The sequence below is a fragment of the Ensifer sp. genome, from assembly GCF_035999185.1.
Classification (GTDB): Bacteria; Pseudomonadota; Alphaproteobacteria; order Rhizobiales; family Rhizobiaceae; genus Ensifer.
Genome location: NZ_DASYHB010000039.1, coordinates 1 through 13,437 on the forward strand (window position 1 = coordinate 1; position 13,437 = coordinate 13,437).

The window sequence follows — 13,437 nt, forward strand, 5'->3', positions numbered from 1 at the left end:
GATGTTGACCGATACGGACACTGCGGTTTCGTTGGTCTTTCGCGAAACCTCTGCAGTGCGGCTGGACGTGGCTTCTGCCATCGGGCTCTCCTCAAGTGGCTGACGCGGCTCCTTATCAGGCAAAAGCTGAAATATCCAGAACTTGAGCGTCGATTCGAATCATCCGGCAACGTGCCCCGAACGAAGATTGCGCGGTGACCCAGTTGCCAATTGCAAATGTGTCTGCCGTACTTACATAGGCCTCAAGCAACCAGGCTCGGATCCGAGCCGCAACGCCCCGCGTATTGGGGGCCGACAGGTACCTTCATGAGTGAACACAATCCCTACGGAACGATGCATGCGACGACCATCATCACGGTACGCAAGGATGGCAAGGTCGTCATGGCCGGCGACGGCCAGGTGAGTCTCGGCCAGACGGTGATGAAGAGCAACGCCCGCAAGGTGCGGCGCCTTGCCAAGGGCGACGTGATTGCCGGCTTTGCCGGCGCCACGGCCGATGCCTTCACGCTGCTCGAAAGGCTTGAGGCCAAGCTCGAGCAATATCCCGACCAGTTGATGCGCGCCGCGGTCGAGCTCGCCAAGGACTGGCGCACCAACAAGTATCTGCGCAATCTCGAGGCCATGATGCTGGTCGCCGACAAGTCGATCACCCTTGCCATCACCGGCAATGGCGACGTGCTGGAGCCGGAGCATGGCACGATCGCCATCGGATCGGGCGGCAACTACGCTTTTGCCGCGGCCCGCGCGCTGATGGACAGCGACAAGTCGGCCGAAGACATCGCCCGCAGGGCGCTACAGATTGCCGGCGACATCTGCGTCTATACCAACCACAATATCGTCGTGGAGACGCTGGATGCCCAATGAGCCCGTGCATGTCAGCTTTGTGCCGGTGGTCGACGACCATCTGCCGCTGCTGCATGCCTGGCTGAGCGAACCGCATGTGCGGCAATGGTGGGGTGAGCCCGACAAGGAAGTGGCGCTGATCCGCGAAGGCTGTGCGGCCGGAGAAGTGGAAGGTTTCATCTTCCACGTGGCCGGTGAGCCGGCCGGCTACATCCAGTCGTGGATACCGTTCCAGTACCCGGACGAGGAGCCCTGGGCGAAGGACCTGCCGGCCAATGTGCCTGGCATCGACATCTTCGTCGGCCCTGCGGATTTGACGGGCAGGGGCGTCGCCTCACTGGCGCTCCGGGCCTTTGCCGAACGGCTGTTTGCCGCCGGCGCGCCCCGCATCGTGATCGACCCCGATGCCGGCAATCGCCGCGCCGTCCGCGCCTACACCAAGGCCGGCTTCGTGCCCTATGCAGAATGGATTGACGCATCCGGCCGCACGCTCCTGATGGAGCTGACGCGGACCGAGTTTGAGAGGACTACATGAGTACGTTTTCACCCAGAGAAATCGTGTCGGAACTCGACCGTTTCATCATCGGCCAGAACGACGCCAAGCGCGCCGTGGCCATCGCTCTGCGCAACCGCTGGCGCCGCCAGCAGCTCGGTGACGAGCTGCGCGACGAGGTGATGCCGAAGAACATTTTGATGATCGGCCCGACCGGCGTCGGCAAGACCGAGATTTCCCGCCGTCTGGCCAAGCTCGCCGGCGCGCCCTTCGTCAAGGTCGAGGCGACCAAGTTCACTGAGGTCGGCTATGTCGGCCGCGATGTCGAGCAGATCATTCGTGATCTCGTCGAGGTCGGCATCGGTCTCGTGCGCGAAAAGCGCCGCGTCGAGGTCAAGGCCAAGGCGCACCAGAACGCCGAAGAACGGGTGCTCGACGCGCTGGTTGGCGCCACGGCGTCGCCTGCGACGCGCGACAGTTTCCGCAAGAAGTTGCGTGCCAACGAGCTCGACGACAAGGAGATCGAGGTCGATCTTGCCGAAACTGGCGCACCCGGCGGGTTCGAGATCCCAGGCATGCCCGGCGCCAACATCGGCGTCTTGAACCTGTCCGAAATGTTCGGCAAGGCGATGGGGGGCCGTACCAAGAAGGTCAAGACCACGGTCAAGGCCTCCTATGAGCTGCTGATCAACGACGAGTCCGACAAGCTGCTCGACAACGAGCAGATCCAGCGCGAAGCGGTCAAGGCGGTCGAAGACGACGGCATCGTCTTCCTCGACGAGATCGACAAGATCGCCTCGCGGGAAGGCGGCATGGGGGCCGGCGTGTCGCGCGAAGGCGTGCAGCGCGACCTGCTGCCGCTCGTCGAAGGCACGACGGTTGCGACCAAATATGGACCGGTCAAGACCGACCATGTCCTCTTCATCGCGTCGGGCGCCTTCCATGTGGCCAAGCCCTCGGACCTCCTGCCGGAATTGCAGGGCCGCCTGCCGATCCGCGTCGAGCTTCGCGCGCTCACCAAGGAAGACTTCCGCCGCATCCTGACGGAAACGGAGGCGAGCCTGATCCGCCAGTACAAGGCGCTTCTGGAAACGGAAGAGGTCAAGCTCGACTTCACCGATGACGCGATTGATGCGCTTGCCGATGTCGCCGTGCAGCTGAACGCCAGCGTCGAGAACATCGGCGCCCGCCGGCTGCAGACGGTGATGGAGCGGGTGCTCGACGAGATTTCGTTCAACGCCCCGGATAAGGCCGGTCATGAAGTGACGATCGATGCCGAATACGTGCGCAAGCATGTCGGCGACATCGCCGCCAACACCGATCTGTCGCGCTATATTTTGTGACATTTCGGTCGGTGCGGGCAGTTCGGCGCCGGCAACCCTCAAGCAGCGGGCCGCCTGTCTCTCGACAGGCGGCCTTAATTTTTCTAACACGGTCGCTGAGGAGTGATCGTGGTCCGGGCATCTTTCCGACATGATCTTGGCGTAGGAGCCGCCCCGCCGACCGAGGCAGCCTCCACCAGTCACAGGAAGAAGAGATCGTGCGTTTTACCGCCTGTATGCTCGCTATCGCCACGTTTTGCCTGACCGCAAGCCAGGCATTCGCCGCGACCGACGTCCCGCCGGGCAACCGCAACGTCGAACAGCCCGCCATCCCGGGCGCTTCCGTGCGCCGTACCAAGGCCGGCCGCACCTCCTTCGATGCCAAGTTCGAAAAGGTCCGCGATCTGCTCGCAACCGACAAGCAGCTGATCAGCAAGATCAAGTCGGTGTCGCGCGCCTATGGCATCGCCCCGATCCACATGGTCGGCGCCATCGTCGGCGAGCATACCTACAATGTCGACGCCTATGACCGGCTGCAGTCCTATTACGTCAAGGCGGCCGCCTATGCCGGTAACAGCTTCCAGTTCGGCTATGACGGCGAGACCGTCGCTGAATTCGTCGCCCGGCCGCAGTTTTCCGAATGCGGTGCCAAGAAGGGCGCCTATGCGCTCTGGAGCTGCCGCGAGCGGGTCTGGGACAACGATTTCCGCGGCCAGTCCGTCGGCGGCAAGTCCTACCCGAACAACCGCTTCAGCGCCGTGTTCTTCCAGCCGTTCTTTGCCGGCCAGACCTTCGGGCTTGGCCAGATCAACCCGCTGACGGCGCTGATGCTGACCGACATCGTCGCGAAGACCTCGGGCTATGACCGGCTCGACGAGAACAATGCCGCCGGCGTCTATGAGGCGATCATGGATCCGGACGTCTCGCTCGCCTATATGGCCGCCTCGATCCGCCACTCGATCGACGCCTACAAGTCGATCGCCGGCGTCGACATTTCGACCAATCCCGGGGTAACCGCGACGCTCTATAACGTCGGCAATCCGGACGGCCGCGCCGCTGCCCTTGCCGCCAAGATGCAGGCCGGCCAGGCGCAGTGGCCGGAGGAGAATTATTACGGCTGGCTCGTTAACGACAAGCTGTCCGAGCTCGAAAGCCTCTTGTGATTCACGTGAAGCACTTTCCTTGATTGCGCCGTAAAAACCTGAAATCATTGGCGCAATCGAGAAAGGCAATCACCATGGACATGCGTCCGGAGCCGTTCGAGCCGCCGGCTCCCATTCCTCGTGTGGGCATCCCTTCTTACCTGAAGATCATCAGGACGGTCCTGCGCAACCCGCTCGAACTGTGGGGCGAACCGTCCTACACCCTGCCCTGGATCGAGACGAAATTCGTCACCCAGCGTACCTTGATCGTCAACGATCCCGGCCTCATCCGTCACATCCTCGTCGACAACGTCGCCAACTACGAGATGTCGAAGGTTCGACGGCTGATCCTGAGGCCGATCCTGCGCGACGGCCTGTTGACGGCGGAAGGTGAGGTGTGGAAGCGGTCGCGCAAAGCGATGGCTCCGGTGTTCACACCGCGCCACGCCAAGGGCTTTGCCGGCCAGATGTTGCGCAGCTCGGAAGCATTCGTCGAGCGCTATGCCGAAGCCAGGAAGGCTCCGTTCACTACCAACGTCGCCAACGACATGACGGAACTTACCTTCGACATCCTGGCCGAGACGCTGTTTTCCGGCGAGGTCGCCGTCGAACGGGAGGGCTTTGTCCAGAGTGTCGAAGAACTGCTCCACCGCATGGGGCGGGTCGATCCGATGGACATCCTACTTGCGCCCGAATGGGTGCCGCGCCCGACCCGGATCGGCGGCAGAAAAGTGATGAACCGCTTCCGCTCGATCGTTTCCGAGACCATGGCGCTCCGCCGCCGCAAGATGGCTGAAAACCCCAAGGGCACGCCGCAGGATTTTCTGACCCTGCTTCTGGAGATCGAGGGCAGCCAGGGTCTTTCAACGGCCGAAATCGAGGACAACATCCTGACCTTCATCGGTGCCGGGCACGAGACGACGGCCCGTGCGCTCGCCTGGACGCTCTACTGCGTCGCCAACACGCCGGTCTACCGAGAGACAATGGAGGCCGAGATCGACGCTGCGATCGCAAGCGGTGCCGATCCGGTCGAGTGGCTGGCTCTGATGCCGCATGTGCTGGCCGCCTTCGAGGAGGCGATGCGGCTCTATCCGCCGGCGCCGTCGATCAACCGGGCCGCGATCGAGGAGGACGAGTGGGTCTCGCCGTCAGGCAAACGCGTGCGCATCCCCAAGGGCATCGCCGTCTTGATCATGCCCTGGACGCTCCATCGACACGTTCTCTATTGGGAGAAGCCTCGCGCCTTCATGCCCGAGCGGTTCCTGCCGGAAAACCGCGAGAAGCTGCACCGCTACCAGTATCTGCCGTTCGGTGCCGGCCCGCGCGTCTGCATCGGCGCCACCTTCGCACTACAGGAGGCGGTGATTGCGCTTGCAGTGATGATGCATCGCTACCGCTTCGATATGACGGCCGAAACCAATCCCTGGCCGGTGCAGCGTCTGACTACTCAACCGCGGGGCGGGTTGCCGATGAGGGTGTCGGTTCGCTGAAGGTCTTGCCAGGGATCGGTGACTGAACGGAACGCACCGGAGAGTCCGCCGGCTTTGGCTGTTGCAGCAGCTTCGACGGCTTCTTGATCGTCTTGATCTGGGCGCAGGTGGCGTCGCCGGCATTGTCGCAGGGCTTGTAGACGACGATCTCGCTGCCGGCGCCATCGTCCCAGACCGCCTGGATCGTCAGCGTCTTCGCCTCGTTGGCGGGCAGGGATATGTAGACATATTCGGCCGTATCGTCGCCCGGCAGGTTGAACGGCAGCTGCGGATTGCACTTGGCCAGTGGAAAGCGCTTGTCGAGCGCGTCCGAATTGATCGAGTAGCGGATTTCCGATAGCCGGCAATGCATCGTCTGCAATGCGGTGAAATAGATCAGCTGGCGGTCGTCGTAGTTTCGAAACTGTATCCAGCCGGTCTGCTTGTTGGCGTCGAGCATCGCCTTGTAGATGGCGACTTCGGGCAATTGCGGCTTGTATTCCTCTTCGTCTGCGTCCTGGGTGTGGGATACGCCCGCTGAAAGAGAGAGAATACCCGCTGTTAGCAGCGAGACGACGAGCAACGGACGGCGGTGTTCGAGCATGCGATGGACCCCTGCCATTCTCACTGGTGTCGCTGAACTCATCGTCGATGTCTGCGACACGATGGTTTTCTGTCGAAATATGTCATATCACCGCATCGATCCCCATTGAACCCGGGGCCTTACGCCCCGCGCGAATTCCGGACTGCGCGAATTGACCTCCCATTTTCTTCTCGGCATCGACACCGGCGGCACCTACACCGACGCCGTTCTCTTCTCGGAAACGCAAGGCGTCGTCGCCAAGGCCAAGGCGCTGACGACCCGTCACGACCTTGCGGTCGGCATTTCCGGTGCGGTCGAAGCCGTGCTTGATCAGGCGAAGGTGCCGGTCTCGGCGATCAGCATGGTGTCGCTGTCGACGACGCTTGCGACCAATGCCCTTGTCGAAGGGCAGGGCGGTCGCGCCGGTCTCGTGATGATCGGCTTTGGTCCGGACGATCTGAAACGCGATGGCCTGCAGGAAGCGCTCGGCTCCGATCCGGTGATCTTTTTGCCGGGTGGCCACAACGTGCATGGTGGCGAAACTCCGCTCGACATGAGCGAGCTCGACGCTGCCCTGCCGACTTTGGCCAACCAGGTCTCCTCCTTTGCGATTGCCGGATATTTCGCCGTTCGGAATCCGGATCACGAAAAGCGGGTGCGCGACCGTATTCGCGAAGTCTCGCATCTGCCGGTTACCTGCAGCCATGAACTGTCCTCCAAGCTCGGTGGGCCGCGCCGCGCGCTGACGACGCTGCTCAACGCCCGTCTCGTCTCGATGATCGACCGGCTGATCGGCTCCTGCGAGGGATTCCTGAAGGTGCGGGGCATCGATGTTCCGATGATGGTGGTACGCGGCGACGGTGCGCTGATCTCGGCCGAAGAGGCGCGGCTGCGCCCGATCGAGACCATTCTCTCCGGCCCGGCGGCGAGTCTCGTGGGCGCAAGGCACCTGACCGGTCTCGACAATGCCGTGGTCTCCGACATTGGCGGCACCACCACCGATGTGGCGGTTCTCGATGGTGGTCGCCCGCGTCTCGACGCCGAAGGGGCCGTTGTCGGCGGCTTCCGCACCATGGTCGAGGCGGTGGCGATGCGAACCTATGGCCTCGGCGGCGATTCGGAAGTGCGCATCAACGATCGCGGTCTCAAGGCCAAGCTCGATCTCGGGCCGCGCCGGCTGATGCCGCTCAGTCTTGCAGCTGCCCTGCATGGTGATGCGGTGATTTCGGTTCTGGAAAAGCAGATACGCGCGCAGCACCGTGGGCGCCACGACGGCCGGCTTGCGGTGCGCACCGGACTTCCCGACCATCTTGCAAGCGGGCTTCAGCCGCAGGAACAGGCGCTTTATGAGCGCGTCGGAGCAGTTCCCGTCGCGCTCGAAACGCTGCTGGTCTCGACGCCGCAGAAGGCGACGCTTGACCGGCTGGTGGCGCGCGGGCTCGTGCATATCTGCGGGCTCACGCCGTCCGACGCCATGCATGTGCTCGGTCGGCAATCGCAATGGAACCTTGAGGCGGCCCGCCTTGGCATCGAGCTTGCTGCCCGGACGCGCGACGGCTCCGGCCAGCCGATCGCTTCTTCGCCCGAAACGATGGCCGAGATGATCGTCGACCGGCTGACGCGCCAATCCTCGGAGGTCATCCTGCAGGCCTGTCTCGGCGAGGACGGAGCGACGATCGATCCGGCCGCCTCCCAGGCCGTCGACCGGGCGCTGACCCGGGTGCCGGGCATTGTGCGTTTCTCGCTGGGGCTCGATCGGCCGCTTGTCGGCCTCGGCGCCTCGGCCCCGGTTTATTACCCGGCTATTGCAGAGATGCTCGGAACGGAAGCCGCTATCCCCGAAGAGGCGGGCGTCGCCAATGCCGTCGGAGCCGTCGTCGGTCAGGTCAGGGCGACGGTCACCGTTTTCGTGACGATGCCGGAAGAAGGCATCTACATTGTCAACGGTGCAGGCGTCAGCGAACGCTTCCTCGATCAGGAAAAGGCTTTCGGCGCGGCGCGCGGCCGGGCCGAAGCCATGGCGCTGGAGGCGGCACGCACCAACGGCGCCGAAGATCCGGCCTCGCTCCTGCGCGAGGAGATCGACGCGCCCGAAGTCGAAGGGAGCCGCAAACTGATCGAGGCCCGGTTCATCGCATCCGCCAGCGGCCGTCCGCGTATCGCCCATCACTGATCTTTTCGATTTTGGAAATAATTCTTCGCATCCTTGCAGAATTGACAGGGAATGAATTGGTGAGAAACTGCCGCCGTTTCACGCGCGTATTGCGCTTGGGGCGGTCCGCGGCCGGCTCGATGCGCAAGATCAAAATGTTGGAGCGTTTCCCGGGACCGTAGGGATCGGTGGCGCTCCTGTTGTCTATTTCAAGGAGTTGGCAGATGGACCGCATTGAGAAGTTTGGTTTGAAGATTGATGCGGGTCTCCATCAGTTTCTGGTGGACGAGGCGATGCCGGGTACTGGCGTCGATGCGGAGCACTTCTTCGCAGAGCTTTCCGCTCTCGTGCACGATCTCGCGCCGAAGAACCGGGCGTTGCTCGCAAAGCGCGACGACCTCCAGGCCAAGCTCGACGCCTGGTACAAGCAGAACGGCGCGCCCGTCGATATCGACACCTATCAGGCCTTCCTGCGCGATATCGGTTACCTGCTGCCGGAAGGCGGCGAGTTCAGCGTTTCGACCGCCAATGTCGATCCGGAGATCGCGACGATCGCCGGCCCGCAGCTCGTCGTTCCCGTCATGAATGCGCGCTATGCGCTCAATGCCGCCAATGCGCGCTGGGGTTCGCTCTATGACGCGCTCTATGGCACGGACGCGATTTCCGACGCGGACGATGCCGAAAAGGGCCGTGGCTACAATCCGAAGCGCGGCGCCAAGGTCATCGCCTGGGCGCGTGATTTGCTTGATGCCAGCGCACCGCTGGCGAAGGGGAATTGGGCCGATGTCACATCGTTGAAGGTGGCCGGCGGCGCGCTTGCCATCGGGCTCAAGGATGGCTCCAACACCACCTTGCGCAACGCCTCGCAATTCGTCGGCTATTCCGGTCAGGAAGGTGCGCGCTCGGAGATCGCTCTGCGGCACAACAACCTGCATGCGATCGTCGTTCTCGACGCTTCGACGCCGATCGGCAAGGAAGATCCCGCCGGCATTTCCGACGTCATCCTCGAATCGGCGATCACCACGATCATGGACTGCGAGGATTCGGTCGCAGCCGTCGACGCCGAGGACAAGGTTGTCGTCTACCGCAACTGGCTCGGCCTGATGAACGGCAACCTCGAAGAGGAAGTTGCCAAAGGCGGCAAGACCTTCACCCGCCGTCTCAATCCCGATCGCACCTACACGGCCGCCGCTGGTGGCACTCTGTCTCTGCCCGGCCGCTCGCTGATGCTGGTTCGCAATGTCGGCCACCTCATGACGAATCCGGCTATCCTTGATAGGGACGGCAACGAAGTGCCCGAAGGCATCATGGATGCGATGGTCACGGCGCTGATTGCTCTGCACGATGTTGGCAATGGCGGCCGCCGCATGAACTCCCGCGAGGGGTCCATGTATGTCGTCAAGCCGAAGATGCACGGCCCCGAGGAAGTCGCCTTCGCCAGCGAGATCTTCGCCCGTGTCGAAAAGGCACTCGGCATGCCCGCCAACACCATGAAGATGGGTATCATGGACGAGGAGCGCCGCACCACGGTCAACCTCAAGGAATGCATCCGTGCCGCCCGCGAGCGCGTCGTCTTCATCAACACCGGTTTCCTCGATCGCACCGGCGACGAGATGCACACCTCGATGGAAGCTGGCCCGATGATCCGCAAGGGCGACATGAAGCAGGCGGCGTGGATCGGTGCCTATGAAAACTGGAACGTCGACATCGGGCTTGAATGCGGCCTCTCCGGCCATGCCCAGATCGGCAAGGGCATGTGGGCCATGCCCGACCTGATGGCGGCAATGCTGGAACAGAAGATCGCTCATCCGAAGGCCGGCGCCAACACCGCCTGGGTTCCGTCGCCGACGGCTGCGACGCTGCACGCGACCCATTATCATCGTGTCAACGTCGCCGACGTTCAGGCGAGCCTCAAGAGCCGCGCCCGTGCCAAGCTCTCGGATATCCTGTCGGTGCCGGTCGCCGTCCGTCCGAACTGGACGCCGGAGGAAATCCAGCGCGAACTCGACAACAACGCCCAAGGCATTCTCGGCTACGTCGTTCGCTGGGTCGACCAGGGCGTCGGCTGCTCGAAGGTGCCTGACATCAACAACATCGGCCTGATGGAAGACCGTGCGACGCTGCGCATTTCCGCCCAGCACATGGCCAACTGGCTGCACCACGGCGTCGTCACCGAGGCTCAGGTGGTCGAGACGATGAAGCGTATGGCCGCCGTCGTCGACGGCCAGAACGCTGAAGACCCGCTCTATGTCGCCATGGCCGGCAACTTCGACGTCTCGATCGCCTTCCAGGCGGCTGTCGAACTTGTTCTGAAGGGCCGCGAGCAGCCGAATGGTTACACTGAGCCGGTCCTGCACCGTCGCCGGTTGGAGCTGAAGGCGCGCAACGCCGCCTGATTCGCCCCCGGAGCCAGAGAATAGAGAAAAAGCCGTGCGTTCACTTGGACGCACGGCTTTGTCGTTTCAGCACCAGGTCGGGCTTCCAGGTGAAATCACGTCACGCCCCGGCCTAAAACTCGGCCCAGCCGTCGGTCGCCAGTGCGGCATTGCCTTGCGTTGCGTAGGGAGCCGGTCGCCGGATCGCCTGGGTGACGGGGCGCCCCTGATCGCGGGGCGTTGGGCCGGCCGCCGGGGCAGGTGCCCTCGATCCGCCTCTTGCCTGGGCCGCACCGGCGAGCGTGAAGCGCTCTATCAGGTTGCGCAGGTTCGTGCCTTCCTGCGCCAGCGTGGCGGAGGCGGCATTGGCCTCCTCGACCATCGCGGCATTTCTCTGTGTCACCTGGTCCATCTGGTTGACGGCGGTGTTGACTTCGCTGAGACCCACGGACTGCTCGCGGGCAGACGTGGCGATCGCCGCCATGTGTTCGTTGATGGTGATGACATGCGCTTCGATGGTCTGCAGCGCTTCGCCGGTGTCGCGTACCAGGCGCACGCCATTCTCGACCTCCTGGCTGGAGGTGCGGATGAGATCCTTGATTTCCTTGGCGGCCTTGGCCGAGCGCTGGGCCAGCTCGCGCACTTCCTGTGCTACGACGGCAAAGCCCTTGCCGGCTTCGCCAGCCCGTGCCGCCTCGACGCCCGCATTCAGCGCCAGAAGGTTCGTCTGGAAGGCGATCTCGTCGATCACGCCGATGATGCTGGAGATTTGGCTCGACGATTCCTCGATCCGCCGCATCGCCTCCACGGCATTGGCAACGACGACCGATGACTGGGCGGCGCTGGTTTTCGCCTCTCCGGCGACATCGCGTGCTTCCTCAGTACGCCTCGACGAATTGCTGACATTGGCGGTGATCTGATCGAGTGCTGCTGCCGTCTCCTCCAGCGAAGCGGCCTGCTGTTCGGTGCGCTTGGACAGATCGTCGGCACTCTGGCTGATCTCGCGCGTGCCCATGCCGATGTTCTGGGCGCTGTCGGCAACGGCGAGCAGAGCATCGTTCAGCTGTCCGGCCGCCTTGTTGAGGTCGTGCCGCAGCTGTTCGAACTCGGCGGAGAACGGTTCATGCAGCTGAACCGCGAGATCGCCGTTGGCGAGCCGCTGAAGGCCGCCGGCCAGTCCCGCCGTCGCCTGCGTCAGCTTTTCCTGCGCTGCCTGTTCAGCCGCTCTTTGAACACGAACGCGTTCAGCCTCGCTGTTACGGCGGCTCTCATCGGCCTCGGCTTGCAGTTTGAGGTTCGACCGCGCCGCTTCGCGGAAGGACTGGATGGCCCGTGCCATCTCGGCGATCTCGTCCTTGCCGTTGACCGGCCCGTCGCTGTCTTCGACGTGGCCGTCGATCAGCCGGCGCATCGCGGCGATCTGGCGGCCAAGCGGTCCGACGACGCCCCGCAACACGACGAGGAAGGTGCCGGCAGCAAGCGCGATCACAAGAATGATGATGCCGATATTGAGTTTTTGTACCGTCTCGAACTCGTGATGCTTCGTCTCGAACGTCGTGCCGGAAAGCTCGACCTGCAGATCGGAGATTTTCGAGATCGTCTCCGTCAGCGGGTCGATCGTTGCGTAGAGCTTTTCCCGTACAAAGCCGTCGAGCGCCTTCTGGTCCTTGGCCGAGAGGATTTGCGACAATGCCGTGATCGAATCCATGGCAACGACCATCTGGCTTCGCGCACTGTCGACAAGCCGCCGCTCCTCGTCGGTCATCGTGGTTGCGGCATAGGCATCCCAGTTAGACTTGATCGCGTCCCGTGCCGCATTGACCGAGGCAAGCCCGGCCTCCATCGTCTCGTTGCCGTTGCGCACCTTGTGAGCGGCGTCGACGATCGAGACGGCAAAAGCGTCCGACGTCGCCTTGAGGTTCTTCAAGGGCACGATGCGGTCGGCATAGACCGCGTCCATTGTTTGGCTGGTTTCCGACAACAGCGATTGGCTGTGAACAGCGATACCGATCGCGATTGTCGATAGCAGCGCAATAGCGCCGATGAGCTTGGTCTTGATCAGCATGCCAGTCCCTCCCGAAGCGGAATTTCTTGAGCACACTGTTTTCTTCATTTAGATAACGCTTACTTAATAAGCGTTTGAATTTAAGTCGAAATCGAACATTCCTGCCCCGAATCATCAGACGGTCGCGACCCTGATTTGAGTGCCATCCCAGACGACAACTTTGCGTCGCCGGCGCGCGCTGGTGTACCCCTGGGGAAGAGCAATCGGCGGTTGGCGCCAACAAAAAAGCCGCCGATTGCGTCGGCGGCTCGATCAGGTTCGAAGTGGCTTGATTATTGCTGAACGACGACGCGGGCGCTCTTGCCGGGGCGAACGCGCGAGTAGAGGTCAATGATGTCCTGGTTGATCAGGCGGATGCAGCCCGAAGAGGCGGCCGTGCCGATCGACGACCATTCCGGCGTGCCGTGCAGGCGGAACAGTGTGTCCTTGCCCTGGTCGTTGAAGAGGTAGAGCGCGCGGGCGCCGAGCGGGTTCTTGAGGCCGGGGCCCATTCCCTCTTCGACATACTTCGCCACTTCCGGCTTGCGCTCGGCCATTTCCTTCGGCGGATGCCACATCGGCCATTCCTGCTTCCAGGCGATATAGGCCTCGCCTTCCCATGCAAAGCCGGCCTTGCCGACGCCGATGCCGTAACGCACGGCCTTGCCGCCCGGCAGCACGTAATAGAGGAAGCGGTTCGGCGTGTTGACGACGATCGTGCCCGGACGCTCCTTGGTGGAGTAGTCGACGATCTGGCGATGGTAGCGGCTGTCGACCTTGTTGATCGGGATCGCCGGAAGGGCATAGCCGTGATCCTCAACCGCGCCATAATCGCCCGTGAAGATCTGGTTGGTCGCGACCACTGCGGTTGCGGGAGCGGGTTCGTTGGCAGCGGTCTCGGGTTTGGACGATGTCGTCGAGCAGCCGGCAACAGCGAGTGTCGCCGCGAGGCTGCACAAGAGGAAGGCATTGCGGAAGCGCATGGGTGTCTCTTAAAAAGAAGCAAAGAAAAAC

General features: G+C 62.8%; 10 protein-coding genes. 7 read left to right on the forward strand and 3 right to left on the reverse strand.

Annotation, left to right across the window (positions count from 1 at the left end):
- The first annotated feature begins 306 nt into the window (after positions 1-306).
- The 5 genes from hslV (at position 307) to VGO04_RS04050 (ending at position 5,290) form a co-directional block, all read left to right on the forward strand.
- On the forward strand, positions 307-864 hold the full coding sequence (gene hslV / locus VGO04_RS04030) for an ATP-dependent protease subunit HslV (RefSeq protein ID WP_051659613.1): 558 nt from the start codon (positions 307-309) through the stop codon (positions 862-864).
- The gene (locus tag VGO04_RS04035; protein WP_327494671.1) at positions 854-1,378 is read left to right on the forward strand and encodes a GNAT family N-acetyltransferase; all 525 of its coding nucleotides are present in this window, start codon (positions 854-856) and stop codon (positions 1,376-1,378) included. The genes hslV and VGO04_RS04035 overlap by 11 nt, the downstream gene beginning before the upstream one ends.
- Positions 1,375-2,679: an ATP-dependent protease ATPase subunit HslU gene (gene hslU, locus VGO04_RS04040; RefSeq protein ID WP_327494672.1), complete on the forward strand. Its 1,305-nt coding sequence runs from the start codon at positions 1,375-1,377 to the stop codon at positions 2,677-2,679. The genes VGO04_RS04035 and hslU overlap by 4 nt, the downstream gene beginning before the upstream one ends.
- A gap of 197 nt (positions 2,680-2,876) precedes the next feature.
- A complete protein-coding gene (locus VGO04_RS04045; protein WP_327494673.1) occupies positions 2,877-3,821 on the forward strand; it encodes a DUF1402 family protein in 945 nt (314 codons plus the stop codon).
- 74 nt (positions 3,822-3,895) lie between these two features.
- The gene (locus tag VGO04_RS04050) at positions 3,896-5,290 is read left to right on the forward strand and encodes a cytochrome P450 (RefSeq protein ID WP_327494674.1); all 1,395 of its coding nucleotides are present in this window, start codon (positions 3,896-3,898) and stop codon (positions 5,288-5,290) included.
- Here the strand turns inward: VGO04_RS04050 and VGO04_RS04055 are convergent.
- Positions 5,244-5,873, reverse strand: coding sequence for a hypothetical protein (locus VGO04_RS04055; RefSeq protein ID WP_327494675.1), 630 nt, complete (start codon positions 5,871-5,873; stop codon positions 5,244-5,246). The two genes, VGO04_RS04050 and VGO04_RS04055, sit on opposite strands and share 47 nt — an antisense overlap.
- A 151-nt stretch (positions 5,874-6,024) precedes the next feature.
- On the opposite strand from VGO04_RS04055, the gene VGO04_RS04060 reads away from it, so the two are divergent.
- On the forward strand, positions 6,025-8,025 hold the full coding sequence (locus tag VGO04_RS04060) for a hydantoinase/oxoprolinase family protein (protein ID WP_327494676.1): 2,001 nt from the start codon (positions 6,025-6,027) through the stop codon (positions 8,023-8,025).
- A gap of 203 nt (positions 8,026-8,228) precedes the next feature.
- Positions 8,229-10,400 carry a malate synthase G gene (locus VGO04_RS04065; RefSeq protein WP_327494677.1) on the forward strand — a complete coding sequence of 724 codons (2,172 nt, stop codon included), beginning with the start codon at positions 8,229-8,231 and terminating at the stop codon, positions 10,398-10,400.
- A 112-nt stretch (positions 10,401-10,512) separates the two neighbouring features.
- On the opposite strand, the gene VGO04_RS04070 is transcribed toward VGO04_RS04065, so the two are convergent.
- Complete coding sequence (locus VGO04_RS04070; RefSeq protein WP_327494678.1) at positions 10,513-12,444, reverse strand: HAMP domain-containing methyl-accepting chemotaxis protein; 1,932 nt, start codon at positions 12,442-12,444, stop codon at positions 10,513-10,515.
- A 272-nt stretch (positions 12,445-12,716) separates the two neighbouring features.
- Positions 12,717-13,406, reverse strand: a complete 690-nt coding sequence (locus tag VGO04_RS04075) for a L,D-transpeptidase (protein WP_327494679.1) — start codon at positions 13,404-13,406, stop codon at positions 12,717-12,719.
- Positions 13,407-13,437: the final 31 nt, after the last annotated feature.